The organism is Rhodococcus sp. IEGM 1307 (assembly GCF_030056915.1).
GTDB classification, from domain to species: Bacteria; Actinomycetota; Actinomycetes; order Mycobacteriales; family Mycobacteriaceae; genus Rhodococcus_F; species Rhodococcus_F opacus_D.
Genome location: NZ_JASHKW010000013.1, coordinates 174,522 through 198,624, shown reverse-complemented (window position 1 = coordinate 198,624; position 24,103 = coordinate 174,522). Strand labels below are relative to the sequence as shown.

Annotated in this window: 25 protein-coding genes and 2 pseudogenes; 12 read left to right on the top strand and 15 right to left on the bottom strand. The window is 66.8% G+C overall.

Annotated elements, in window-relative coordinates:
* Positions 1-94 precede the first annotated feature (94 nt).
* Positions 95-355 (bottom strand): putative antibiotic biosynthesis monooxygenase, encoded by a 261-nt coding sequence (locus tag QM841_RS25190; protein WP_283334202.1) that lies wholly within the window; start codon positions 353-355, stop codon positions 95-97.
* A gap of 215 nt (positions 356-570) precedes the next feature.
* On the opposite strand from QM841_RS25190, the gene QM841_RS25185 reads away from it, so the two are divergent.
* From QM841_RS25185 to QM841_RS25175, 3 genes and pseudogenes are all read left to right on the top strand, one after another.
* On the top strand, positions 571-1,260 hold the full coding sequence (locus QM841_RS25185; protein ID WP_283334201.1) for a TetR/AcrR family transcriptional regulator: 690 nt from the start codon (positions 571-573) through the stop codon (positions 1,258-1,260).
* Between the two features lie 2 nt (positions 1,261-1,262).
* Positions 1,263-1,976, top strand: a pseudogene (locus QM841_RS25180) (calcium:cation antiporter); the annotation flags it as partial.
* A 79-nt stretch (positions 1,977-2,055) separates the two neighbouring features.
* Positions 2,056-2,586 (top strand): hypothetical protein, encoded by a 531-nt coding sequence (locus QM841_RS25175; RefSeq protein WP_283334199.1) that lies wholly within the window; start codon positions 2,056-2,058, stop codon positions 2,584-2,586.
* 36 nt (positions 2,587-2,622) lie between these two features.
* On the opposite strand, the gene QM841_RS25170 is transcribed toward QM841_RS25175, so the two are convergent.
* Positions 2,623-3,150, bottom strand: coding sequence for a PadR family transcriptional regulator (locus tag QM841_RS25170; protein ID WP_283334197.1), 528 nt, complete (start codon positions 3,148-3,150; stop codon positions 2,623-2,625).
* A 105-nt stretch (positions 3,151-3,255) separates the two neighbouring features.
* On the opposite strand from QM841_RS25170, the gene QM841_RS25165 reads away from it, so the two are divergent.
* The 4 genes from QM841_RS25165 to QM841_RS25150 all read left to right on the top strand — a co-directional run bounded on the left by QM841_RS25165 (position 3,256) and on the right by QM841_RS25150 (position 4,990).
* The gene (locus QM841_RS25165) at positions 3,256-3,738 is read left to right on the top strand and encodes a DUF1707 SHOCT-like domain-containing protein (protein WP_283334195.1); all 483 of its coding nucleotides are present in this window, start codon (positions 3,256-3,258) and stop codon (positions 3,736-3,738) included.
* Between the two features lie 381 nt (positions 3,739-4,119).
* Positions 4,120-4,446 (top strand): hypothetical protein, encoded by a 327-nt coding sequence (locus QM841_RS25160; RefSeq protein ID WP_280784239.1) that lies wholly within the window; start codon positions 4,120-4,122, stop codon positions 4,444-4,446.
* Positions 4,447-4,538: 92 nt separating this feature from the next.
* Entirely contained in the window at positions 4,539-4,733 is a 195-nt protein-coding gene (locus QM841_RS25155) for a hypothetical protein (protein WP_105413888.1), read from the top strand.
* Between the two features lie 5 nt (positions 4,734-4,738).
* Positions 4,739-4,990: a hypothetical protein gene (locus QM841_RS25150; protein ID WP_283334193.1), complete on the top strand. Its 252-nt coding sequence runs from the start codon at positions 4,739-4,741 to the stop codon at positions 4,988-4,990.
* Between the two features lie 38 nt (positions 4,991-5,028).
* Here the strand turns inward: QM841_RS25150 and QM841_RS25145 are convergent, their stop codons facing one another.
* The gene (locus QM841_RS25145) at positions 5,029-5,166 is read right to left on the bottom strand and encodes a hypothetical protein (protein WP_280784237.1); all 138 of its coding nucleotides are present in this window, start codon (positions 5,164-5,166) and stop codon (positions 5,029-5,031) included.
* 167 nt (positions 5,167-5,333) lie between these two features.
* Here QM841_RS25145 and QM841_RS25140 point away from each other — a divergent pair, with 167 nt between their 5' ends.
* Together QM841_RS25140 and QM841_RS25135 are read left to right on the top strand one after the other, a co-directional pair.
* Positions 5,334-5,513, top strand: coding sequence for a hypothetical protein (locus QM841_RS25140; protein ID WP_283334191.1), 180 nt, complete (start codon positions 5,334-5,336; stop codon positions 5,511-5,513).
* Between the two features lie 103 nt (positions 5,514-5,616).
* Complete coding sequence (locus tag QM841_RS25135; protein WP_283334189.1) at positions 5,617-6,330, top strand: thioredoxin-like domain-containing protein; 714 nt, start codon at positions 5,617-5,619, stop codon at positions 6,328-6,330.
* Between the two features lie 245 nt (positions 6,331-6,575).
* On the opposite strand, the gene QM841_RS25130 is transcribed toward QM841_RS25135, so the two are convergent.
* Complete coding sequence (locus tag QM841_RS25130) at positions 6,576-7,550, bottom strand: nucleoside hydrolase (RefSeq protein WP_283334187.1); 975 nt, start codon at positions 7,548-7,550, stop codon at positions 6,576-6,578.
* Between the two features lie 92 nt (positions 7,551-7,642).
* Entirely contained in the window at positions 7,643-8,008 is a 366-nt protein-coding gene (locus QM841_RS25125) for a DsrE family protein (RefSeq protein WP_283334186.1), read from the bottom strand.
* 166 nt (positions 8,009-8,174) lie between these two features.
* Between QM841_RS25125 and QM841_RS25120 the strand changes: the two genes are divergently transcribed.
* On the top strand, positions 8,175-9,059 hold the full coding sequence (locus tag QM841_RS25120; protein ID WP_349307416.1) for a poly-gamma-glutamate hydrolase family protein: 885 nt from the start codon (positions 8,175-8,177) through the stop codon (positions 9,057-9,059).
* A gap of 4 nt (positions 9,060-9,063) precedes the next feature.
* Here the strand turns inward: QM841_RS25120 and QM841_RS25115 are convergent, their stop codons facing one another.
* On the bottom strand, positions 9,064-10,308 hold the full coding sequence (locus tag QM841_RS25115) for a serine/threonine-protein kinase (RefSeq protein ID WP_283334182.1): 1,245 nt from the start codon (positions 10,306-10,308) through the stop codon (positions 9,064-9,066).
* Positions 10,309-10,474: 166 nt separating this feature from the next.
* Between QM841_RS25115 and QM841_RS25110 the strand changes: the two genes are divergently transcribed.
* Positions 10,475-10,663 carry a hypothetical protein gene (locus QM841_RS25110; protein ID WP_009472838.1) on the top strand — a complete coding sequence of 63 codons (189 nt, stop codon included), beginning with the start codon at positions 10,475-10,477 and terminating at the stop codon, positions 10,661-10,663.
* A 66-nt stretch (positions 10,664-10,729) separates the two neighbouring features.
* On the opposite strand, the gene QM841_RS25105 is transcribed toward QM841_RS25110, so the two are convergent.
* The 9 genes and pseudogenes from QM841_RS25105 to QM841_RS25065 form a co-directional block, all read right to left on the bottom strand.
* Positions 10,730-11,842 carry a CapA family protein gene (locus QM841_RS25105; protein ID WP_283334179.1) on the bottom strand — a complete coding sequence of 371 codons (1,113 nt, stop codon included), beginning with the start codon at positions 11,840-11,842 and terminating at the stop codon, positions 10,730-10,732.
* An 86-nt stretch (positions 11,843-11,928) separates the two neighbouring features.
* Positions 11,929-12,321 carry a hypothetical protein gene (locus QM841_RS25100; RefSeq protein ID WP_283334226.1) on the bottom strand — a complete coding sequence of 131 codons (393 nt, stop codon included), beginning with the start codon at positions 12,319-12,321 and terminating at the stop codon, positions 11,929-11,931.
* Positions 12,322-12,469: 148 nt separating this feature from the next.
* On the bottom strand, positions 12,470-15,508 hold the full coding sequence (locus tag QM841_RS25095) for a serine/threonine-protein kinase (RefSeq protein WP_283334177.1): 3,039 nt from the start codon (positions 15,506-15,508) through the stop codon (positions 12,470-12,472).
* A gap of 410 nt (positions 15,509-15,918) precedes the next feature.
* Complete coding sequence (locus tag QM841_RS25090) at positions 15,919-16,740, bottom strand: sensor domain-containing diguanylate cyclase (RefSeq protein WP_283334175.1); 822 nt, start codon at positions 16,738-16,740, stop codon at positions 15,919-15,921.
* A gap of 379 nt (positions 16,741-17,119) precedes the next feature.
* A complete protein-coding gene (locus QM841_RS25085; protein WP_283334173.1) occupies positions 17,120-17,935 on the bottom strand; it encodes an alpha/beta fold hydrolase in 816 nt (271 codons plus the stop codon).
* Positions 17,932-18,385 (bottom strand): annotated as a pseudogene (locus QM841_RS25080) (MaoC family dehydratase). Before QM841_RS25080 ends, QM841_RS25085 begins: the two are co-directional and overlap by 4 nt.
* 20 nt (positions 18,386-18,405) lie before the next feature.
* Positions 18,406-20,103, bottom strand: a complete 1,698-nt coding sequence (locus QM841_RS25075; RefSeq protein ID WP_283334171.1) for a PHA/PHB synthase family protein — start codon at positions 20,101-20,103, stop codon at positions 18,406-18,408.
* A gap of 173 nt (positions 20,104-20,276) precedes the next feature.
* On the bottom strand, positions 20,277-20,876 hold the full coding sequence (locus tag QM841_RS25070; RefSeq protein WP_283334170.1) for a hypothetical protein: 600 nt from the start codon (positions 20,874-20,876) through the stop codon (positions 20,277-20,279).
* Between the two features lie 50 nt (positions 20,877-20,926).
* The gene (locus QM841_RS25065) at positions 20,927-22,555 is read right to left on the bottom strand and encodes a long-chain fatty acid--CoA ligase (protein WP_283334168.1); all 1,629 of its coding nucleotides are present in this window, start codon (positions 22,553-22,555) and stop codon (positions 20,927-20,929) included.
* A gap of 116 nt (positions 22,556-22,671) precedes the next feature.
* Here QM841_RS25065 and QM841_RS25060 point away from each other — a divergent pair, with 116 nt between their 5' ends.
* Positions 22,672-23,976, top strand: a complete 1,305-nt coding sequence (locus QM841_RS25060; protein ID WP_283334167.1) for a PucR family transcriptional regulator — start codon at positions 22,672-22,674, stop codon at positions 23,974-23,976.
* Positions 23,977-24,103: the final 127 nt, after the last annotated feature.

The window sequence follows — 24,103 nt, the reverse complement described above, 5'->3', positions numbered from 1 at the left end:
CTCGGATACGTGGGTGTGAGTGGCGACCTCTTTCGTCGCAACGAGAACGTACCTCGCCCCTCCGACATGAATCTGCGGCGCGCGCTCGCGCCACTCAGGAGCTGCACCGCGAAGTACCGTTCCGGCACCGCCAGCTCATCCACCGGACGGACAGGGCAAGCACACGTGGCACGACGAAATACACCGCCGTGGGAACGACGACACCGGTGAGCGACAAAGCCCGCAACCAGGTCGGCCAGGTGGCCGTGATCGGACCCGACAAGGTCATGACGGTCATGCCCACCGTGACGAGCGGGAAGATGGACACCCAGGTGACGACCACCCGCAAGTGGATGGACGGGGCCCTCGCCGGCACGAGATCCAGAGCATGCCCGTCGGCACGTTCCGTTCGTGGAGGCCGGCGCTTCGTGGTCGTCGGAGCGAAATGTTCGACCACCGTAGATGCGAGAGCAAGAGATTCCATCCGGAGGTAGCCCTTCTCGTAACTCCAACTATTCAGTTGCCTTTCGACCGTAGGGGCTGGACTTACAGATTGCAACCAGACAGTTGGAGTTGTCGTAGGATGCAGCCGTGGCATGGGATACCGAACGAACCAAGAGACTTCTCATCGAGGCCGGAGTTGCAGAGTTCAGTTCGTTCGGTCTGGCCGGTGCTCGTGTCGATCGGATCGCCGAGAAAGCAGGCGTGAACAAAGAGCGCATCTACCAGTACTTCGGCAAGAAGGAAGCGTTCTTCAGCGCGGTCCTCGAACATGAACTCGCAACCACACTGGCCGCTGTCGAACTGTCCGGCCACGGGGTCGTCGCCATCGCCGACTACGCCGGTCGCCGATTCGACTACCAACGCGAACACCCCACTTTCACCCGTCTGCTGTTCTGGGAAGGACTCGAACTCGAGGCGCCTGTCGCGGAAGCATCGCGACAGCAGCACGCTCAGGCGATAGTCGCCAGCGCACGGGAAGCTGTCCCCGAACTTTCCGAGAGCGACGCCCAGGAACTGCTCATCACCGTGATCACCCTCGTCGACGGCTGGGTAGCTCTCCAGACCGCAGACCGGCTGTTTTCGACACCTCTTCCGTGTGGCCGCGACCGGGACTCGCGCCGACGCGATTTCATCGTGATGACGGTTGAGGCCGCCACGCGAGCCGCACTCACCCGAACCCAGTCGGCCCGGGCCCAACTCACCGCCGGCTCGCCGCGGATGGGTGATGCGGGTTCCGCATTGCGGTCCACCCGAGAGGATGGAGCCGGCAAGGTCTGATCATGGCGTTCGGGTGGCGTTCGGTCACTGCAGAGTGGCCGCTGGTGATTCCACCGGTCTCCGTTGCGGTGTTGGGCGTGACCTGGGGCCGGGACATCGGCACGGTGCTGGTGGTCGTCGTGGCGGTGGTGCTGGTCGGCGCAGTGCTCGCCGCTGTTCATCACGCCGAGGTGGTTGCACACAAGGTCGGCGAGCCGTTCGGATCGCTGATTCTCGCTGTCGCCGTCACTGTCATCGAGGTCGGATTGATCGTGACACTGATGATCTCGGGTGGTCCGGCGACGGCCTCGTTGGCCCGCGACACGGCATTCGCGGCGGTGATGCTCACCGTCAACGGCATCATGGGGTTGTCTCTGTTCGTCGGCGCGCGAAGATACGGGGTCGCGCTGTTCAATGCGGAGGGTACGGGCGCGGCACTGGCGACCGTGGCGTCACTGGCTACCCTGAGCCTGGTGCTGCCGACCTTCACGACGAGCCGGCCGGGCCCCGAATTCTCCTCGGCTCAGTCGATATTCGCGGCCGTGGCCTCGCTGGTTCTGTACGGGATGTTCGTCCTCACCCAAACCGGGCCGCATCGACTCTTCTTCCTGCCCGTCATCCCCGACGAACCTGTGAGCGTCGAGGACCGGAACGCGGCACCGCCGACGGGCAGGGTGGCGGGTGTGAGCCTCGCGCTGCTGGTGCTGGCGCTGTGCGCAGTCGTGGGATTGGCAAGGTCCGTCGGCCTGCGCCTCACCGTTCGTGGAGACATCACCAGCGAGTCTCCCCGAAATGCGTTCGGGTAAGTTTCCGCGCATGGAAACCGCATCGTGGGTCGGCGCGGCGGCTGCGGTGCTGTTCGGTGCCACCGCTGCCGCAGCGTGGCGGAAGGCAACCCTCGCCGATCAGGCCAGGCGCGAGGCCGAGGCTGCACTGGACGTGGCGCTCGAACAGGTCACCGCGTTGACCCGGATCGCCGAAGCCGCGCAGCGAGCATTCCCACAACCGCAGCACGTCGAGTTCGAAGTCCGCCGCATTCGGGGCCCCGTCGACCGGTTCCGGCTCCGCAACGTCGGAACGGGTACCGCCACCGACGTGCGGTTCGTCGTCGATCCCGTCGAGGAACAGAACCGCCGGATTCCCACGCCGCAATGGCTGCAGGACGAACAAGTGACGTTGCTGCCGAAGGAGTGGGCCGAATTCGCCGCGAGCGCGTTGTCGCCCGTCGGCGGCTCGTGGCGAATAGTGTTTCCGGCATTCGTCACCGTGATCTGCGACGAAGCCGGCGCTCCGCAACGGGTGGACCTGCCGACTGCTGTCGTTACCGAGGACGGCGTGATCGGCTGAACTGCCGAGACCCGCAACTGGCGAGCAGCGCGGCTATCAGCGACTTTCCTGGCCCAGACGGTTCCCGACGCGATCGAACCATTCGAGTACTGCACGTTCGTACACGATGCCGAAGTCGAGCGTGGCCATGGCGAATCGGTTGGAACCGTGGACCACGGCGTCACGCTCGTACTCGGCGAGCTGACGCTCGTGCGCTGCCCGGTGCGAGTCCAGCATCTCGGCCAACCGTTCGGGCGGAAGGTGCGCGCCGAACGCGACGGTGAGCAGCATCGGATAACGGATGTTCTCCGGGCCGGGGTCGCGCTCGATCCACTCCGAAAACGCCCGGCGACCGTCCTCGGTGAGCGTGTAGGGCTTGCGCTCGCGGGCGCCCCGTTCCCCCGCCTCGATCAACCCGGCACGCTCCATCGCGGCGAGCTCCCGATACACCTGGCTGGTCGTGATCGACCAGAACTTGCCGATGCGTTCCTGCGCGGTGACGACCAGGTCCCACCCGGTTTTCGATCCCTCGTGCAGGAACCCGAGGAGCGATGCCGCAGTGGCGTTGAGGGGACGTTCTGCCATGGCACGGTCCTTCGCGCAGTCGGGGGGTTGACATTCCACTGTGGCATATCGATCATAGTGAGAAGCGACATTCCACAGTGGAATGTCATCGCTGAGGAGGGTCCGATGCAGTACGCGGACAACATCCGGATATCCGATTCCGAACGTGAGCAGGTCGTCGGTGAGCTCGGGCGGCATCTCACCGAGGGGCGACTGACCATCGGCGAGTTCGACCAGCGGGTGGCACAGGTGTACCAGTCGACGACCCAGCAGCAGGCGCATCAGGTGTTGCGTGATCTTCCGTCGGCACCCCCGCCAGTTGCCCTCGCGCGGCCCGTGGCACCGGCGGCCCACCCCTCGCGTCGTCGCATCCCGGGTCACCAGCGGATCGAGTGGCTCGTTTGGCTCGCCGCCGGAGGAATCAACATCGCGATCTGGGGCGTCGTCTCGCTCGCTACCGGCGTGATGATCTACCCCTGGCCGATATGGGTGATAGGCCCGTGGGGTTTGGTGCTGCTGGGCAGGACGGTGCTCAGGCGCGAGGGCGGGTGCAGCAGGATCACCGATGCGTTGCACGACGACCGGACCAGAGTCGCCGCGAGTCGCTGAATCTCCGCGGACGAACGGCGTAGCGCCCCGGCCCGTCGGTCACCCGGCGAAGGGCGCGATCCAGGGTCGGATCGTGGGTGGCACCGTGCGCCCGCAGCCGCGCATACATGCCGCCCGGGTGAGTGCCCCAGCGGGCTGGAACACCCTCGATGGCCTCGGGGGTGAGATCTGGTGCACGGTGCCGAGAGGCCGTGACCAGGCAGAATGGTCCGTATCCCCGCCCGACGAGGGCCGCGAGGACCAGAAGATAGGTATACCCCCCGGTGAAACGGCCGATGCGCCATCTCCCCGCAGTGCGCGACGATGTGACCTGTCTCATACTCACGAAACCGGGGTCGCCCGCTGGTCCGACGCCGCCACTGACGGAGGGTGCTCGCACCGATGAATGCAGAACCGATTACCTGCGGTGATTACGTCACGGCAACCTTCGCGCGTGATTTCGTCGCCGAGGGATTCGACCACGACGCTGTCGAACGCATCTACAGCGGTCTGTTCGACGAGTGGAGTCACGCCCTTGCTCAATCGGGTCTGTTCACCAACAGAACCGTCGCGGCCGCGCTGAACTCCTGGCAGGACGACCCACACTCCCTCCTCGACGCCCTGCTGGCGAACGCGGACGAGATGACCCTCAAGCGCTACGACCTCGTCTGGGAGGCACTGGAGCGCGCCCACGTCGGTTCGGCCGCACCCCTCGCCGAATACGCATGACGCGGCCGCCTACGGCAGTGGCGCCGCGAAGTCCACCCGAGTCGTTCAACCCCACTGTCACAGACCACCCACCACACCGACGAACGAGAACAATGAGCACCAACACGTACCCAACCATCGAAACCATCCGCATCGGGCAGTCCGGTCACGAATGCCGCTACTGCGGGCACGCCGTCGTCAAGGATGGCCCGGGCTACCGGCACACCACGACCGGTCAGTACCGCTGCGATCCCGCCAGTCGAGCAGTGAACGAAGCCCGGCTGTCCAACAGCATGGTTCGGAGCTGAGCACGATGAACGTGCAAACGATGCAGGTGAGCGCGGCGCCCGACGGGCTGGGCCGGTACCGCGACGCGGTCGATGCGCTGCATGCCTTCGACGATCCCGGCCACCGAACCGACCCTCGTACGGCGCTACTGTTCGACAGCCTCATCGATGATCTGATCGAGGCGGCCCAGACGGCCGACGCAGGCGGCACGGTTCAACAGCGCGACATCTTCGCCGTGATCGACACCGCGATCTCCCGCCCGCGCCCGTCACTCTGAACCTCCTGCGGCACCCACGTCCGAACGAAGGACTCCAGCTAGGAGTGGGCAGTGACGGTCAACTCGATTCCACTTCCCCGCCTGATGGTGTTGTAGATCGGGCAGGACGCCTCGAATTTCGCAGCCAATGAGTCGGCCGTCGGCTGTTCCACCCCGTGAATCTCGATGTGCTTCACGCGGATGTCCTCGAATCCGAAACGAGGTGGTTCTCGCGGGCATCGCGGATGAATCGTCCCGACGCACCGAATACGTTGTGTTCGAGACACTTCCGCGACGTCTACACCGGAGACCATCGGCGCGGACTCGGACGGTCCCGTACACCGCTACCGGAGACGTTGCTCGGTTGCGGGTCTATGACGCGGAGGAAGCCCAGGCCTCCTCCAATCTGCAGCAAATCGAAACGGAACACCGCGAGATCCTGACCGCCGTGCAGAGCGGCAAGGCCGAAATGGCGCGGATCCTGATGATCGCCCACCAGGCGCGGACCCGCGATCTGCGTATCGCAGCAATGGCCCGCCGGTAGATCGCCAGGTCATCGCGGAACCGGGCGTTGCCTCACCGTCTACTACCATGCTTCGCAGATGGGGATGCGCGGTCAGGGCACCCGGTGAGACGAAGGATCGGCAATGACGAACGACCGCAGTGTGGACCCGAAATCTCGACCGTCCGCAGGGCGGCGGCGCCTGCCCTGGTTGCTACTGGCGGTCGTGGTGGTCGTCGTGGCAGCGGTCGCCGTCGTCGCCTACGTGCTGACTTCCGGAGCCGACGACGAAGCCCGCGACTTCTCGCCGAGCGCGGACAATCCTGATCCGTCACTGGGAATCGAAGGGGTCGTCACCGTCGACTATCCGCCCGCCGCCCATGTGCAGGCACCGCAGCGGGTGGCCTACGACCAGAGTCCCCCGTTCGGCGGTGCACACGACCAGTACTGGGCAACCTGCACCGGCATTGTCTATCCCGAAGCGATCCGCAGCGAGAACGCCGTGCACTCCCTCGAGCACGGCGCCGTGTGGGTGACCTATGATCCGGACCGGCTGGACGACGACGACATCGCGGCTCTGGCAGCGAACGTCGACGGCGAACCGTACACCCTGATGTCGCCGTACCCCGGTCTCGACTCGGCGGTGTCCCTGCAGTCGTGGGGTCACCAACTGAAACTCGACGACGTAGCCGATCCGCGGATCTCCGACTTCCTCACCGCGTTGCGACAGAACCCGAACACCTACCCGGAACCGGGGGCAACCTGCTCGACGGTGCGGGGTGGATTCGACCCGGCCGATCCGCCACCGTTCGATCCCTCCGCACCGGGTGCGGACGCCGTTCCGGTCGCCGGCGAGTAGCCGCGTCCGCAGACGTTCCCACACCACTTCGGTCGAGATCGGGTTCCCGCGTTCGACGCCGAAATTCACCTACCGAAAATGTGCCCGACGAATAAGTAGGAGCACATGAGGAGGTGAGAGCGATGTTGGCGGCACATCTGTTGTCCGGACTGACCAGCGAGGAGGTCGATCTGATCGTGGCGGAGGAACTGCATCTGCTCGACGCCTCCGCATGAGGGCGTCGACGCCGTCGAACACGGGCACTGCTAGCCGGTCGTGCCCGGCTGGGGAAGATCTGCGTCGAGCGCGGCGGTGATCCGCTCACCGATCGAACGGAAATCGAGGTCGGTCACGAATCGGTGTGCCGGGCCCTGCGCTGGAGCGACGCCCCACACCGCGGCCCGGCCGTCCTCGTGGAGCACCTGGGGTTGGGCGCCGACGGCGGACAGCACCACCGTGGGCTCGAGCATCACGGCGGCCGCGACGGAATCGTGCGCGGTGTAGATCGGGTCCTCGGAGCGATATGTGCCCGTGCAGTACCGGCGATAGTCCTCGGTGATGTCGCGGACGAACGTCGCCGTCTTTCCCACCGCGGAACGAGCGACGAGATCGGCCCAGGCCAATCGGAGTCGGCCGGTGACATTCATTCCCACCCAAGTAATCTGCCCAGGCGCTGCAGCAACCACCGTGGCCGCGACTGGATCGTGGTTGGTATTGGTGTCACCTTTCTCGAGGAATTGTGGCTGTTCTGCAGCCACGACAGCTCTACGGGAGACGGGTCCCATGCCGCCCATGATGGTGACCGAACGGAAGCGGGTCAGGATCCGTGGGTCGCATGTGACAGCGGCGGCGATGTTGGCCAGCGGACCCAGGCACAGCAGGTCCACCGCACCGGGCCGGTCCTGCGCGACGCGGAGCAGTTGATCGACGGCGGACTCGGACGCCGGGCCCACGCCCGGTGGTGGCCGATATCCGCGGTCCCCGAGTCCGTCGAGTCCGTGTGGGGAGCTGGTGGCAGGTGGTGGCCCTGGGCGTGGTTGTCCGACGCACACCGGAACGCCACGCATGCCGGCGACGGACAGAACGGTGAGGGCGTTCCGCGCGGCCTGCATTTCGGTGCAGTTCCCGAACACGGTTCCGACACCGACGATTTCGGTTCCGGCGTGCTGTGCAATGGTGAGCAATGCAAGCGCGTCGTCGACGCCGGCGTCGGTGTCGACGAGTACGTAACGGTCGGTCACTGCCGGTCCTGTCCCCCGTGATCCCTGATCGAATCGACTCGATCACCCTCGCGCGCAGTGTAACTGGACCCGGCTCCCGCCCGTTCCGTCGGTCAATAGCTGAAGGTCACCGCCCCTTCGTCGCCGATCCACTTCCACATCGGTACCGTCCCGGCGAGTTCGGCATTGGATACCAGCGCGTCTTTGTCGAGGTGCTTGGCCTCGAAGCAGATCGGACACACCATGTAGATGCCGCCCGCGGTCGCGAATCGTGCCGCCAGATCGGGAAGCGGCGGACAACCTTCGCAGGCCACGCCCTGAATCGTGCCGTCGAGCGCGAGCCGTACCGCTTCTTTCGTGAGAAACATCAGCGTCTCGCGCTGTTGTTCTGCCGCGCCGACCGCGACCAGAAACGCAACCGTCACCTTCTCGGCGTCCTCGAGACCGGTGGTGAGACTGACCACTGCTCTATTACTCATGGATTCGAGTCTTCGCCGCACGAGGACTGCCGACAAGGGGGCTTCATCGAGTCACCGGATTCGCCCGTCGAGATCGATGGCGGTTTAGTTGTTTCGACCGCACCCACAACAGATTCGAGCCTAACCTGAAAGGGTGTTCGAACATCGTTCGTTTCAGCAGGTTTCGATGCCTTTGCGCCTCGCAGTCCGTCACGATCACTCCACCAGGGCATCCGCCGGCGAACGTATCGGGATTCACCCGCGGATGTTGACTCGGATGGGAGCGGAGCCGCGTCAACAGGCTCGCGTGAGCCACGGGGAAACGACCGCACTGTTCACTTTGATCCCGGATACCGATGTGGAAGAGATCGACACCATCGGGATAACGGAGGGTGGCTGTCGTCGGCTCGGCGCGGCGCCGGGACAGACGGTGATTCTCGACCTTCGGTGCACCGCCTCCGCGATGACCGAGGAAGAGGCCGAAATCGGGGGTGAGTTCATCGAGCGGCTCGAAGACGACGGGCGACATCACCGTCTCGTGGTCCTGGCACCGCACGGCGGCGCCATCGAAACCCGAACGGATCAGCAGGCTGAACAGGTCGTCGCTTCGCTCGGATCACGCGATTCGACGCTGTGGGTGTGTAAAGGGTGGCGACCGGTAGGCAATGCCTACCGGGCATGGCACATTTCCTCGAGCGATCTCAGCGTGCACAGCTTTCCGCTTCTACGCTCCCTGTCGGCGAGACGATTCCGGTGGGCGCTGTCGTTTCACGGCTACCGAGGACACGACGTCCTCATCGGCGGCCTCGCGCCCGCGCGGCGCAAGTCGGACGTCCGGAACGCGATCGCGAAGGCACTCGACGGAAGCGGAATCTGTGTTCGGGTCGCCGAACCCGGAGAACGACATAGCGGTGAATCCCCATCCAACCTCGTCAACCGCCTGACCATCGACGCTGCCGGCGGAATCCAAATCGAACAATCACGAGCCGCGCGGACACTGCACGGTCCGGCGATCGCCGCAGCAGTCAGCGAGGTCTACGACACCTGGATCGCCACCGACAATCGTCGGTGAGACTTCACGGGCCCGCGGGAGCCCAGCACGGCCCATCAGGGGGCGGGGTGTGCTCGTAACCGGGATAGCACGGCAGCACCTGCGGGGCAGGAGCGGGCGCAGGGGCCGGCGCATTCGCCGGTGGCGAGCCGGGCGGGAGACACGGACCGTCCGGGGGCGGAGTGTGCTCGTAACCCGGGTAGCACGGCAGCACCTGCGGAGCGAACGCTCCCGGAGGCGGTGCGGGTGCCGGCACCACCGGTGGCGATTGCGGCGCCGGTGTCGGTATGGCCTCCTCCTGAATGGGAGCCTCCGCCACCGGCGCCTGAGTCGGTGCTGGTGCTTGCACCGGCGGCACCTGCTCGGCAGCGGTCGGGTTCGCCATGGCGGTCGGTGACGACGACGGCGATACCGGCCCGGCCGCGCTCGACGACGGCGTAGGCACGGCAACGTGGGGCGATGATGTTCCCGACCCGATGATCAGGCCACCGACAATAGCGACAGCGATGATCGCGGCGAGCGCAAGTCCGGCGACGATCAGGCGACGGTTCCGGTCGATCGGAGGGGTCGCGGGAGCGGGCTCGACGGCAGGCTGTTGCGGTGGCACCGCGACGCGGGCGGCGGCGGCGAGTTCGCCCGCCGACCGATAGCGGCGCGCGGGGTCGACCGCCGTCCCGCGTGCGATCACGGCGGCCATGCCGACGGGCGGCGTCGGGACCGCCGAGGTCGGGAACGCCTCGCCGGTGAGGCACTCGTACAACACACAGGTCAGGCCGTAGACGCCCGATGCGGCCCCGAGAATCGTGGGGAGCCCTACGTCGGTGAGCTGGATCAGTCCGCCGTCCTGCACGATCACATTCGCCGGCGACACTTCCTGCTCGACCAACCCGGCCGCGCCCACGGCTTCCAGCGCCGACGCCAGTTGCTCGACAACGCCGACCGCCCGTGATACCTCCATCGGCCCGGTGGTCTGGAGGATCGTCCGCAGGTTCGTTCCCTGCGTCGTCGGCGTTGCGAGAAAGAGTCGGTTTCCGATCTGCCCGAAATCGTGGATCGGCACTATGTGCGGGTTCCGGATCTGCGCCGCGATTCCGACATCCCGTTCGAATCGTTCGCAGAATTCGTCGTCCTCGGTAGCATCCGGCGGCAGCACCCGCACCACGACCTGCCGGGACGTGACGGTGTCGAACGCCGCCCAGACCTCGCCGCTCACATCCACCGTCAGCGAACGGTCCAGCCGGTATCTCCCGAATAGCGCTCCAACTTGCATTGCCACTCTCCGCCGATCGAAATTGCCGCGTCTGCGGGTCCGTGCACCCGAAATTCTAGGCGGTGGGGGCCATAGGTTCTCGTTGGAGCCCGGTAGTGTGCTCGTATGCGCAGAACGCACCTAGGCTAGTCCCGGTCCGGGACCGCCCCGACTCAGGAGAAGCCTGATGCGTACTGCATTCTGCAATGCACTCTATTCCGTGTTCGATCACCGGATCTGTTGTGGGCGGATTCCCGAATGGACCGCACACGTCGGTCAGCCGTGGGACACCTACGACGTCGCACCGTGGAATCTGTACAACGTGATCTGGCGGATCCAGCACTGGATTCGCGGCGGCGTCGACGCTGATCGGTAACCTGATTCCACTCTTCGGCGGCGTCCGATTTCGACTCGGGCGCCGCGGAAGGTACCCCGACGGTCTCTACTTCGCGTGCCTCGCGCGGGCGACGAGGACGTCGTCGCCTGCATCGATGCGGGTGCCGAAGCCGCGGCTGATCCCGTCGAGGACCCGCCGCAGCCATTCGGTGTCACGTGTCGACGCGCGTTGCAGTTGCATCCGCCGGGATCTCATCGGCACCATTCGTAGCTCGAGCAGTTCGTGCGTGCGCGCGTCCAGCGTCACCAGGTAGAGCAGCCGCAGATCGTCGCGGTAGCCTTCGTGCCCCCCGATACCCTCGTAGTCGTTGATCAGGTCGCCGCAGCCGTACAGGATCGGGTGGCCGCGGTAGATCTCGACCGGCCGCGGGTGGTGAGACGAGTGCCCGAAGACCACGTCGACACCACCGTCGACGAGCCGATGCGCGAATTCGACATGCGAATCCGGCACGTCGTATCCCCAGTTCGAACCCCAGTGCAGAGAGACCACCACCACGTCCGTGTTCTTCCGTATCAGCCGCGTCCGGTCGAGGACACGGTCTGCCTCGGCGGCGGTGGGTTCGGAAAGGTACGCGACACCCGGCCGATCCCGGCGGGCCGCGCCGTGCGGCGAGACCCCGCTCGACGACATACCTGCCGCCCAGATCAACAGCCGACGACCCGGTCCGCCCCCCACGACCACGGGACACCACGCCTGCGCCACGGTGCGCCCCGCTCCGACGGTCCGCACGCCGTTGCGGGTCAGCACGTCGAGGGTCTCCACGAGACCATCGGCGCCGAAGTCGAGTAGGTGATTGTTCGCCAGTACGCAGACGTCGATCCGCGCAGCGGTGAGCACCCCCAGGTTCGACGGATGCATTCTGTAGTTGATTCCCTTGGACGCGAATCGAGCACACGTGGTGACGGTCGTTTCGAGATTGACGACGCGGGCGTCGGGTGCCGCCGCGTCGAGGATCGACAACGCCTCACCCCACGGCCACCCGAACCCGACGGGGCCGGGGATCCGACCATTTCGCTTCTCCGCCAACGCGACGTACTCGCGGGCATCGCGGACGCAACGCTCCTTCAACTCCGGGTCGCCGGGAAAGGGGAGGATCTGGTCGACGCCCCTACCGGTCATCACGTCGCCGGCGAGGAACATCGTGAGGGTGTCGGACATCGAAATCCTCAGCGACAGCACGAGTACCGGGACCACACTCGGAGACCGACTTCACGGCCCCGAGTATGCACCCGTCGCTCGCACTGTCATCGGGTACGAGCGCCGGCGCGGTCGAGTTGAGAGACCCGTTGAGGGCTCAGCTCGAGGATGACGCCGATATCACGCACCGAAAGCCCCGATCGGCGCAGATGCGCCACCGCGGCCCGCGAGGCCCGCGCTGCACATTCCTGCGCGTGGGCGGCGGACTCGACCTGCAAGTGGGCCGCTCGGGCCTCCATGAGCGCCGCCGAATCCCCGATCTCGTAGTCGAGGACCACCTCGATGTCCTCGGCCGGCACATCCTCGACCAGATGCACAGCATCCGCCACCATGGCAGAAATCTGATCGAGCCGCCGCGCCTGGGTGAGAGCCGCCTCGACTCCCGGGACCTCCACCACCCACCAGCCGCCACAACGGGTGGCCTTCGCCGTCACCTTCATCACGAACCACTTCCTACCCGGCCCGTATCCTGCGAAACTCGCCCCTCCCACGACAAGTCTAGTCCCCCTCTACTGAGCACAACTACACGGTCAGAAGACATTCAGCGTGCGTGACCGGTGGAAGATCGACCCGTCGGCGCCGGCACTCTCACCAGAAATCCAGTGCCTGTGCAGTCGTGGTGGACTCCGCATGGGTGGGCCGTAACGCACCGCCGATGGCGTAGACGGTGTGACCGACCGTCGCAACGGACATCCCGTGAGCTCCCGTGGGCATGGGTGGTAATGGTGACCAGGTGCCGGAGTCGACGTCGTAGGCCTCGACGGTCGACAGCACCTTGGTCGGCTGTTCACCACCGACCGCGACGATGCGGCCGTCGATGAACGCCGCACCGAGCCCACCGCGAGGAGTGGGCATGGCGGTCAACGTCGTCCACGTTCCCGCGGCGGGATCGAACCGTTCCACCGCTGCGGTGTTCTGGTCCGACGCCAGATCCCGTCCACCGATCGCATAGAAGTACGTCCCGTCCGACACCCCGGCCAGATGCTCCCGAGTGGTCGGGATATCCGAGACGGTCGTCCACTTCGTGCCGTCGAACACCTCGGTCGTCGCCACCAACGCGCCGTCCGCCTGTCCCCCGGCGACCACGATCTTGTCGCCGACCACGGCCGCGGCCCCAGCCGACCGCGGCTCGTTCATCGGCGCCAAATCCACCCACTTGCCGTTCCGCAGCGCGAGCACCCGGTCCGACGTGATCCCGGTGAGGTTCGGACCTTCCGGCACCCAGCCTCCGAGGACCACCAACTCGCCCCCGTACTCGACGGCCATCGCGTGATTGAGGGGGACCGGAAGGTCGGGGCCCGCCTTCCAGGTGTCGATGGCGGGGTCGTTCCCCTCGACCTTCGGGGTCGACCCCGCATTGGCGAGTCCGCCGAGCACCCAGATCGTGCCGTCCGCGACGGCCGTCGCCGTCTGCTGACGGGCGATCGGCGCATCCTTCAGCGGACGCCACGCCGGCGCCCACTGGGTCTTGCGTGGAGCGAGCTGGAGGGCCTCGGACACAGCAGTCGATTCGGCGTGTGTCGGTTTGATACCGCCGCCGACGGCATACACCGTGTTGCCGACCGCGCCGACCGCCATCCCGTGCCGCGGTGTGCGCAGGGCCGGCAATTGCGACCAGGTTCCGGCCACCACGTCGTAGGCCTCGACCGTCGACAGCACGCGAGTCGGTTCTTCACCACCGACCGCGACGATGCGGCCGTCGATGAACACCGCACCGAGCCCACCGCGAGGAGTGGGCATGGCCGGCAACGTCGTCCACGTTCCCGCGGCGGGATCGAACCGTTCCACCGCTGCGGTGTTCTGGTCCGACGCCAGATCCCGCCCACCGATCGCATAGAAATATGTCCCGTCCGACACCCCGGCCAGATGCTCGCGTGGCGTGGGGACAGGCGCGACGGTCGTCCACTTCATGCCGTCGAACACCTCGGTCGTCGCCACCAGTTGACCGTTCGCCTGTCCCCCGGTGACCACGATCTTGTTGCCGACCACGGCCGCGGCCCCAGCCGCCCGCGGTGCGTTCAGCGGCGGCAGGTCCACCCACCCGCCGTCTCGCATGGCCATCACCTGATCGGAGTCGACCGCGGTCAGGTTCTGACCTTCCGCTTTCCAACCGCCGATCAGTACGGGTTCGTCGTTGTAGGTGACAGCCATCGCATGGTTGAGCGGGACCGGAAGGTCGGGGCCGGCCTTCCAGGTGTCGATGGCCGGGTCGTAGCCCTCCTGCTGGGCGGAGACGCCGTTGTCGTCCAACCCTCCGAAGACCCAGATCGTCCCGTCCGCGACTGTCGTTGCCGTCTGCTGGCGGGCAACACGGGCATCCTCGACCGGTCGCCACGCCGCGGTCGGGTCGACGGCAGGAGAAGCGCCGGCGTCCTGGACGGTAGGTCGTGCGGTGCCTGGGCCGGTGGTTTCTCGAAGCACGAGGTACCCGCCGCCGGCCAGCACCAGCGCGACGACCAGTGCCAGGACGGTCAGGACCGCGCGCCGACCTGTGCGGGACTCTCCGATGCTGCCCGATTCTCCGGTCGGCGGCCAGGGCGGCGGGCCATTCGGCGGCCAGAACGGCGGTCCCGACGGATGGGAATCCGGCTGGAGCTGCTGGGTCGGTTCGCCCCACGGACGCTGACCGCTGTCCGAACCTTCGTAGCGGATTCGACGGTATCCATCGGCACCGGAATCCGACGGGTGCTCCTCGGTCGCCTGCGCGGCCTCCCGGGGTGCCAGCGCCATCGCGTCCGAACGCAGTCCGATGTGTCGCTGAGCGGCTTGGAGTTCGTGTCCGAACTCCTCGGCGGACCCCGGCCGAGCAGCGGGATTCGTCGCCATCGCCCTCTCGATCACGGCGCACACGCCGTCCGGGATGCCCTGGGCGCGCAGGTCGGGCACCGGTTGGCTGCTGATCCTCACGAATTGCGCAACGAGTTCCTCACCGGTCTTCCGCTCGAACGCCGCCCTCCCCGCGATCAGTGAAAATATCGTCGCGCCCAGTCCGTAGACGTCGGACCTCGCGGTCGGCGATTCCCCGTTCAGCACCTCTGGTGCGGTGAATGCCAGTGACCCGGTAAACCCGCCGGTGGCCGTTTCGTACCCGCCGGCGATGTGCGCGATGCCGAAATCGGTGAGCTGCGGCTCGCCGTAGGCGGTGAGAAGGATGTTCGCGGGTTTGATGTCGCGATGCAGCGTGCCGGTGCGGTGCGCCGTCTCCAGGGCTCCCGCCAGCTTCACCCCGATGCTGATCGCCTCCGGCCAGGGCAGCTGACCTTCGCGGCGTATCTGGACCGCCAGTGAATCGCGGGGGTGATAGTGCATGACGATGTACGGTCGACCGGCGTCGGTCACGCCGACCTGCAGTATGTTGACGATGTTCGGGTGACCGGAGAGCCCACCCATCGCGTACCCCTCCCGCAGGAAGCGTTCGCGGTTCTCGGGGTCCAGGTCCGATGTCAGCACCTTGATCGCCACGATTCGCCCGAGCGAACGCTGCAGGCAGCGGTACACGACACCGAACCCGCCCCGGCCGACCTCCTCGGCACCTGCGAACCCGGCAGCGTCCAATTCGGCCACGATCCCGCGGCCGACCGCACGAACCGACGCCGCCTGGGTCGCATCTGAGTCGAAATCGGCCATCGGGCGCCTCAATTCCGTCCGACGTCCACGACGTCGCGGGGACGCACGCCGAGCTGGGCAGGCTTCGTGCCGACGTGCACACTCGTGTTCATCGCTTTCACCTCTGATGCAGGTCGACCTGACACGCCGATGCGTTCACGAGCAGTCGACGACGCGAATATCTTTCTGTCACAAGGGCGAAGCGCGGAGTCTTTTCGTCGTAGGTCGACGGGATCCGCCCTGTCCAGAAAGTATTCGACGGGTCGGGAGCCGCGTCAAGATGACAATTTCCCCTCCCTAGGGTGCCTATCGGCGGCCGCGACTTCCTGCCACGTCGGCCGCAGTGCACCGATCGGGCTCTGCTGCCGCCCTAGAAGGTGCCGTCGTAGAGCGCGTAACCGCCCGGCCCTGCAGCTTTCGCCCGATACATCCTAGTCCGCCCGGCGGACGAGTTCTTCGCGGGTGCACTCCGGATCGGACAGTGCGACACCGATACTGGCACTGATCGGCCAGTCGGGAGATTCGGCCCGGGTCAGGTCGGCGAGGCTTCCGGTGATCCGGGCGGCAATTGCCACCCCCTCCGTTGCACCTGCGACGTCCTCACACACCACCACGAATTCGTCACCGCCGAGGCGGGCAACGGTATCGCCCGGGCGCACCGCCGACCGCAGATGCCTGGCCAGAACGATCAGCGCGTCGTCGCCGCCGGCATGGCCGAGGCTGTCGTTGACGACCTTGAAGTCGTGTAGATCGACCGACAACAGCGCAACGCGCGTGCCGCCGCGCGGCGCGGCGACCAGGGCCTCGTCGAGCCGACGGCGGGCCGGCGCGCGGTTGGGTAACCCGGTCAGCGGATCGTGCAAGCTCTGGTGCACCAACGCGGCTTCGGCCTCGATGCGGCGGATCGCCGCGGACAGCACCGCCGTCACCGAGCGCAGAAAGGTCAGGTCACGGTCGGTGTATTCGCGAGGACGACGACTGTGCGCGGTCAACACACCCCACACCGCTTCGGAGCCGATCGGAACGCACACCCCGCTGTGCAGCCGGCGCCCGGTCATCCCGGCCGTGGAGAATCGGGTCTCGTGGACCCGATCGGCGCACACGATGACCGACCCGCTGGCAGCGGCATACCCGGGTTGCGAACCCCTTCCCGGGGCGAACGTCGTCGGCGAGGGCTCGGGTCCCCGATAGGCCAGCACGGCGAGTTCGCCGCATTCTGACATCCGCGCGATCGACGAGCACTGCACACCCATCAATGCGCCTGTGCAACGGAGCCGCAAGCACCCTCGGCGGCAAACGGTGCTCGACCAACGAGAACCCGCCGCCCCAGTCCCGGCCGTTGATCAGAAACCGATCACCACAGGCCGCGGCTGGTTGGTAGAGCTCGTCGTCTTCAGGACCGGCAATGCGATGATTCGACACCGCCCACACCGCTTCGCACGATCGAGCAAATGAGGTGTTTCACACCTTACGCCGACCTCCAATAGCGGTTGAGGGGATGAAGAATGGCTCCGTTCGCCCGAGTCGGTGCGATCGGCGCGGGACCGTCGTCCTCCTGGTGTGCCAACAGATCGGCTTCGGCATCCTGTCCGGCGCGGTCGTCCCCTCCGTATTGCTGCTACCGCTGGTTTCTTAGGTATGACGGAATGTCTCGATCACTGGGGCGAGTTCGGTGGCGTTGGTGATCAGGTCGATGTGTCCGCCGTCGTGGAGGTGCAGGGTGGCGTGTGGGAGAAGCGTTTTCATGATGTGCGCGTTGACGACGGGAATGATGGGGTCGTCGGCTCCGGCGATGATCAGCGTCCGTTGTCGTATTGCCGGTAGTGTCGGCAGGCTTGTCCAGACCGATCCCGCGAGGAGTTGGTGCGTGTAGCCGATTTTCGATCCGGGGTGGAGTTGCTTCAGGAAGAGTTGGGCGACGTCGTCTTTTTGCGTGCGGGCGGTGCCGCCGTAGAGGTCGCCGGCGATGGACGCCGCATAGTCGGGGTCGCGGAATCTGCGGGGTGTGAGCATCTTGACCAGGATCTGGGGGTGGCCGGGGATCATGAGCATGCCGGTCCCGGAGGCAACGATGACCAGGCGCCTGCAGCGCCGCGGATTCTGGAACGCGAACTGCTGTGCCAGCGCCCCACCCCAGGACAGACCGAGGACGTCGACCACGCCGACGCCCAGCCGGGTCAGGAGCCGGCCCAGCATCCAGGCGAGGTACGGAAAGCCATACGGCACCAGGGACACCGGTGATCCGCCGGTGCCGGGGACGTCGAATCGGATGACGGTGGTATCGGGGTCGAGCTGCGCGACGAGGGGGTCGAGCACCTCGTAGCTGGCGCCGATGCCGTTGCACAAGACGACCGGCACCCCGGTGCCGCGGCGGACGCTGACCCTGATGCGCTGCCCGCCCGCCGCGATATAGCTCTCTTCGACGGGCCCGGGGTGGGCGGCCGTCACCGGTAGAGCACGACGACGTCGGCGATGCAGGCCGGGCGCCCGCCCGCCTTCGACCTCGTACGTGAGTCCGAACACCGTCTCGATGCCGGCGGGTTTCTGCTGGGCGGAGGTGACGGTGACCGTGGCGCGCAGCCGCGCTCCGACCGGTACCGGGGCGGGGAAGCGGACCTTGTTGAGGCCGTAGTTGAGAGCGGCCGTGGTGTCGTCGATCTCGAGGACTTCCGCCAGGACCATCGGTGCGAGTGACAACGTGAGGTAGCCGTGGGCGATGGTGCCGCCGAACGGGCCCTCGGCCGCACGGGCGGGATCGGTGTGAATCCATTGGTGATCGTCGGTGGCGTCGGCGAAGCGGTTCACCTGATCTTGGGTGATGTCGAGCCAGTCGGTCGTGCCGAGTGTGTGTCCGGACAGATCCAAGAGGGCGGTGGGGGTGTCGAGATGGGTGGTCATCGTGGTCTTTCGGTCGGCGGTCAGTTGTGGTGGACGTAGGTGCCGGGAGCCGGCGCGAGCGGGGGGAGGTCGCGGCCACCGAGGGTGTGCGGCGCCTCGATCTGCGGGCCGCTGCGGTCGGCGAGCCAGCCGGTGTAGTCGGACCACCAGGAGTCGCTGGTCTTCTCCGACGACTCGAACCACTCGTCGGCGCTCGACTCGTCGACCCTGCCGGCCCGGAACGAGGCCCGCGGATTGCCCGGCGGATTGACCAGGGCGGCGATGTGCCCGTTGGTGGAGAGAACGAATCGGTTGTCCTTGCCGCCGAACATTTGTGCGCTGCGGTAGCAGGCTTGCCAGGGGGAGATGTGATCGGCGATCCCGCTGACGATGTAGGAGTCTGCGGTCACGGTGGACAGGTCGACCGGCGTCCCCAGCATGGTGACGGCTCCGGGAGTGGTCAGCTTGTTGCCGGTCCCCAGCAGCACCATGTCCTTGTGCAGGGCGGCCGCCATTCTGGTGGTGTCGGAGTTCCAGAACAGCACGTCGAACGCGGCTGGTGAGCGGCCCTGGACGTAGTTGTTGACCCAGTACCGCCACACGAGGTCGGTCGGCCGCAGCCACGCGAAGAGTTCGGCCAACGTGCGGCCGTCGAGGTAGCCCTTGGCGGCGGAGGTGCGGATGGCGGCCTGGGCCGCGCGGTCGCTCATCGCGGCGGCAGCGAAACCGGCGTTGGTCTGATCCAGCACGGTCACCGCCAGCGCGAGGCTCGCGATCCGCTCGCCCTCCCCGATGTCGGTGAGGTGCGCGGCGACCATGGCCGCGAGGATGCCGCCCGAGCAGGTGGCGAGCAGGTGCGCACTGTCGGTCCCGGCGATCGTCTGCACCGCATCGAGTGCCTCGATGATCGCGGCGCCGTAGGTGTCGAAGCCCCAATCGCGGTGCCGGGCCTGCGGGTTGCGCCAGGAGATCGCGAAGACTTGCTGGCCCTGCTGCAGGAAATGTTCGATCATGCTGCGGCCGGGGGCGATGTCGACGATGTAGTACTTGTTGATCACCGGCGGCACCACCAGCAGCGGGACCGCGTGCACCGCCGGGGTCTGCGGTGCGTAGTGGATCAGCTCGAACGCCCGGGTTTGCAGCACCACCACCCCCTTGGTGGTGGCCACGGTTTCCCCGACCGCGAAGGCGTCCGGGTCGACCATCGCGGGGACCCGTGGGTGGGAGGCCATGTCGTGGGCGAAGGCTTTCACTCCGCGGATCGCGCTCAGTCCGCCTGTGTCGATCAGCGCCTTCCACCCGAGGGGGCTGAGCAACGGATTGTTGGTCGGTGCCAAACCCTCGATGAGGTTGTCGAGGGCGAACCGCACCTTCTCCGAGTCCCGCCAGTCCAGGTCCGCGTCGGTGAACACGGCGTCGGCGGTGTCGGCCGCCGCCAGGTAGGCCTGCATGGTCCGCTTCAGCAAGGGATTCGCGTGCCACGCCGGGTCGGCGAAACGTTTGTCGCTCTTCGCGGGAACCCGTGCGGACTTGCCGGCCGCAATGGCGCCCAGTTCGCGGGCGAGGAGGGAGCCGCGTCCGGCGAGGGTGCGGGGCTGCTTGGCGAGGCTGACACCGAGCCGGGTCAGCGGCCCGCGCGGCAGCATTCGGCCGGCGATACCGCGGGTGGAGTTGGTGAGCAGGAGGTCGAGCGGTGCTGCGTGCTCGTCGGGACTGGTGATCGGGGTTGTCAACGTCACTGGTGCGCTTTCGATTGCGGGGACTGCGATGTCGTGTAGTTCGGACACGCGTTCATTGGCGAACGTCCGTGGCCGGCGGGGGATGAGCCTGCGCATCGCAGCCTCGCTCACGGTCCCCCGTCGATGAACGACTTGGTCGTCGAAGGGGAACCGCGATGTTCGTGCGCTTGTGGTCAGGCGGTGAACGGGTTCAACGCCGGAAGGGGCTTGATGAGCGGCGCGAGCAGCGCGGCGGACTGCTCGACGGTGAGGACCTCGCTCGGATCGAGTGCGATGATCTCGCGGACCGATTCGTCGTACTCCCACACGTCCTCACCGATCAGGCGGCCCTGGTCGTCGTAGGGCCAGATCATGTGCTCGGCGGACTTCATCAGGTAGGTGGCGTCGGGGTCGACGGGTGCCCCGCCGGCCGCGAGGACACTGCCGGGGGTCTGCTGGTACATCGTCGAGGTCGAGACGATCATGTGGTCGCTGACCGCAAGCTTCTCGTCGTCCACGTAGAACACGCACTGGGCCGTGCCGGTCCACTCGCGGTAGACCTCCTTGACGGCGTCGGCGCCCTCCAATGTGGTGGTGGTGCCGAGCAGGTTGAAGTGGTAGACGGGGTTGGCGACAGTCATGTCGGGGGCGAAGATTTCCTCGAAGCGTCCGGCCATTTCCAGGTAGCGGTGACGGTTGTAGGCGTGCAGGAGGTAGAGGTGGCGCTTGTTGTCGGTCGTTTCGATCAATCGTTCGACGGCGCGGTTGGTCTGGGTGATGTCGAAGCGGCTCATGGTGGGTTCCTTCTGTTGCGGGTCGGTCGACCCTGGGGTGGGGTGGTTGTTCAGGCTGAGGTGAATTGGTCGCGTAGTGCGGTCTTCTTGAACTTTCCGGTGGCGGTGCAGGGGATCGCGTCCACGAACTCGATGCGGTCCGGCAACTGCCACTTGGCGAACTCCTGGGCAAGGTGTTCACGTAGCTCGTCCGCGCAGGTTTCGGCCCCGGCGCGCAGTGCGACGACTGCGAGGGGGCGCTCGCCCCACCGGTCGTCGGGTATGGCGATGACTGCTGCCTGGGCGACCGCGGGGTGATTCATGAGCTGGTTTTCCAGGTCGACGGAGGAGATCCACTCGCCCCCGGACTTGACGAGGTCCTTGGACCGGTCGCAGATCCGGACGCACCCTCGGCTGTCGATGCGGACCACGTCTCCGGTCTTGAACCAGCCGTCGGCGGTGAAGCTGTCGGCGCCCTTGCCGCGGTGGTAGCTCGCCGCGACCCAGGGGCCGCGGACCTCGAGCTCGCCCATGGCGGCGTCGTCCCACGCGATGAGCCGGCCGTCGTCGTCGCGGGCGCGGATGTCGAAGAAGGGGCTGGCGATGCCCTGTCGGGTGCGGTACCGGTACTGGTCGTCCGCCTCGCTTTCGTCGAGGCTGCCCGGCAGTCGGCACACCGTGCCCAGCGGTGCGGTTTCGGTCATTCCCCAGGCCTGGATGACGGTCAGCCCGTGCCGGTCGTATCCCTCGAACATCGACTGGGGCACCGCTGCGCCGCCGACGACCAAGCGGTCCAGGGCCGACAGGTCCCATCGGTCGGGTTCGGCGTCGATCGCGGCGAGCATGCCCATCCACACGGTGGGGACCCCGGCGGTCATCGTCACGTGCTCGTCGGCGAGCAGGCCGAGCACACTGTGCGGGTCCAGACGCGGCCCGGGCAGGACCAGCCGCGCTCCGGCCAGAGCCGCTGCATACGGCAGGCCCCAGGCGTTCGCGTGGAACATCGGGACGACCGGCAGGATCGTGTCCCGTGCCGAGACCGCCAGCTGGTCGGGCAGCGCCGCGACCAGGGAATGGAGCACCAGGGCCCGGTGCGTGTAGGTGACGCCCTTCGGTCGGCCGGTGGTGCCCGACGTGTAACACATTGCCGCCGCATGGCGTTCGTCGAGCTCCGGCCACTGCACCGGCTCACCGTCTGCGACCAGAGTTTCGTAGTCGAGCATTCCCTCGGGGGTCTCGCCGGTGTGCGTGACGACGATGATGTGGGCGAAATCGTGCCCGGCGCGGAAGGTGTCGAACACCTCGAGCAGTGATTCGTCGACGACGATCACCGTGTCCTGCGCGTCGTCGACGATGAAGGCAAGTTCGTCGGAGAACAGCCGGGGGTTCAATGTGTGGATGACCGCGCCCATTGCCGGGACCGCGAAGTACAGCTCCAGGTGTTCGCTCTGGTTCCACAGCAGGGTCGCCACCCGGTGCCCTTCGCGGACACCGAGCCCGGTCAGCGCGCCGGCCAGGCGCCGGGCGCGCCCGGCACAGGCACCGAGAGTGGTGCGGGTGATCGCCCCCGAGGGCCGAAGCGACACCACCTCTCGGTCGGTGTGAAACCGCTCGGCGCGCTCGACGATGCTCGTCAGGGTCAGCGGGTAGTCGTCCATACTGGCCCCGGTGAGGAGCTGCTCGGTTCCGTTGTTTGGCATGCATCAATAGTCGCTGGCCAGGGCCATCGAGTGCTTGTCCGTGCGCGCCAACAAACCGGCCCGCTGTTGTCGAATATCCACACCACCGCCACACGCGCAGCGATAGCGTGAGATGCATGGAACCCGGCTGGGTGGGCGCCCGCGGTGAGCGCGAGCGACGGCTGTGGTCGACGGTCCTGCAACCCGCGGCCGTCGAACTCGCCGCCCGTGCCCCCGAGCTCGCCGACGCGGTCGCGGCCTACACGAGCGAGCGGCTGCCCGAACTCCTCGCCAACGCGGAGGCGTTGGAGGTGAACCGGGCGAGCACCGAAGTGAGTATCCGCCTCTTCGCCGAGGTGCTGCAGTCCGGCGAAGACCCCGCGGACGCCGCCAGCCTCGGCTCGGCGACCCTCGCCTACGCGCAGGACGGTGCAAGGCACGGCATACCACTGACCACCTTGCTACGCAGCTACCGGCTCGGCCACGCCGCAACGTCTGCGCACCTCAACGCGATCCTCGCGAACCACGCGGCCGACGCGGACGAGCTGAACCGCGCGAACGAACTGTTGTCGGCGTGGCTGTTCGCGTATGTCGACGCCGCGCTCTGCCTGGTCGAGGAGGTCTACGTCGCCGAACGCGATCGTTGGCTGCGCAGCACCGCCGCCACCCAGGCCGAGACGATCAGAACGATCCTGTCCGGACAGCCCATCGACATCGACGTGGCGGGCCGGCGGCTGCGCCACGAACTGGGCCGGGTGCACCTCGGCGCCATCGCCTGGCTCGACAGCCAGGAGGAGGGACGCGACACCCTCACCGTGCTCGAGGCCGCCATCCGCGACATCGCCACCGCACTCGGCAGCCGCAAGACCCTCATCCATCCCCTCGGAATACTTTCCGTTGCAGCGTGGATCAGCTCCACATCCGTCGTGCCGTCCCGGGTCCTGGACGAGCTGCGGCTGCGGACCGCGACAGCGCCCGGCGTCCGCGTCTCGATCGGCGAGCCCGCCCGCGGCATCGCAGGGTTTCGCGCCAGCCATGCCGAGGCCCTGCAAGCGCAGCGAGTCGCCCAGCTGGCCGGGCGCCCCGCGGGCAGCATCACCCGCTACGACGACATCTCACTGCGCTCGCTCGCCACAGCAGACCTCGACCATGCCCGCGCCTTCGTTGAACGCGAGCTCGGTTCATTGGCATTGGGGGACGACACCACCCGCCGGCTCGCCGCGACGGTACGCGTCTACCTCTCCGAAAACGGCAGCCGCGGCCGAACGGCGAAACGACTCAGCGTTCACGAGAACACCGTCAGCTACCGGCTCCGGCAAGCCGAAGAAATACTGGGACGGTCCGTGGACAAGCGCACCCTCGAGCTGCGCGTCGCACTCGCCCTCGCCGAGCTCGTCGGTGAGGCATCGGATACCGACCGCTCCGCACCCGGCATCGACTAGGAAAATATCCGACACATCTACTGGGGGAAGCACATTCGTCAGTAGCTGGGTGCGGCATAGCCTGGGAATGCGCCGACACCCATCGGATAATTCCGATGGGTGTCAGCCTTGCCAGGTGGTTTTTGTC

What these genes read in the sequence shown, in the direction of transcription:
- QM841_RS25175 (WP_283334199.1), top strand. Translation starts at nt 2,056, where the DNA reads ATGGAAACCGCATCGTGGGTCGGCGCGGCGGCTGCGGTGCTGTTCGGT.
- QM841_RS25170 (WP_283334197.1), bottom strand. Translation starts at nt 3,150, where the DNA reads ATGGCAGAACGTCCCCTCAACGCCACTGCGGCATCGCTCCTCGGGTTC.
- QM841_RS25165 (WP_283334195.1), top strand. Translation starts at nt 3,256, where the DNA reads ATGCAGTACGCGGACAACATCCGGATATCCGATTCCGAACGTGAGCAG.
- QM841_RS25160 (WP_280784239.1), top strand. Translation starts at nt 4,120, where the DNA reads ATGAATGCAGAACCGATTACCTGCGGTGATTACGTCACGGCAACCTTC.
- QM841_RS25155 (WP_105413888.1), top strand. Translation starts at nt 4,539, where the DNA reads ATGAGCACCAACACGTACCCAACCATCGAAACCATCCGCATCGGGCAG.
- QM841_RS25150 (WP_283334193.1), top strand. Translation starts at nt 4,739, where the DNA reads ATGAACGTGCAAACGATGCAGGTGAGCGCGGCGCCCGACGGGCTGGGC.
- QM841_RS25135 (WP_283334189.1), top strand. Translation starts at nt 5,617, where the DNA reads ATGACGAACGACCGCAGTGTGGACCCGAAATCTCGACCGTCCGCAGGG.
- QM841_RS25125 (WP_283334186.1), bottom strand. Translation starts at nt 8,008, where the DNA reads ATGAGTAATAGAGCAGTGGTCAGTCTCACCACCGGTCTCGAGGACGCC.
- QM841_RS25120 (WP_349307416.1), top strand. Translation starts at nt 8,175, where the DNA reads ATGCCTTTGCGCCTCGCAGTCCGTCACGATCACTCCACCAGGGCATCC.
- QM841_RS25115 (WP_283334182.1), bottom strand. Translation starts at nt 10,308, where the DNA reads ATGCAAGTTGGAGCGCTATTCGGGAGATACCGGCTGGACCGTTCGCTG.
- QM841_RS25110 (WP_009472838.1), top strand. Translation starts at nt 10,475, where the DNA reads ATGCGTACTGCATTCTGCAATGCACTCTATTCCGTGTTCGATCACCGG.
- QM841_RS25105 (WP_283334179.1), bottom strand. Translation starts at nt 11,842, where the DNA reads ATGTCCGACACCCTCACGATGTTCCTCGCCGGCGACGTGATGACCGGT.
- QM841_RS25100 (WP_283334226.1), bottom strand. Translation starts at nt 12,321, where the DNA reads ATGAAGGTGACGGCGAAGGCCACCCGTTGTGGCGGCTGGTGGGTGGTG.
- QM841_RS25095 (WP_283334177.1), bottom strand. Translation starts at nt 15,508, where the DNA reads ATGGCCGATTTCGACTCAGATGCGACCCAGGCGGCGTCGGTTCGTGCG.
- QM841_RS25090 (WP_283334175.1), bottom strand. Translation starts at nt 16,740, where the DNA reads ATGGGTGTGCAGTGCTCGTCGATCGCGCGGATGTCAGAATGCGGCGAA.
- QM841_RS25070 (WP_283334170.1), bottom strand. Translation starts at nt 20,876, where the DNA reads ATGAGCCGCTTCGACATCACCCAGACCAACCGCGCCGTCGAACGATTG.
- QM841_RS25065 (WP_283334168.1), bottom strand. Translation starts at nt 22,555, where the DNA reads ATGCCAAACAACGGAACCGAGCAGCTCCTCACCGGGGCCAGTATGGAC.
- QM841_RS25060 (WP_283334167.1), top strand. Translation starts at nt 22,672, where the DNA reads ATGGAACCCGGCTGGGTGGGCGCCCGCGGTGAGCGCGAGCGACGGCTG.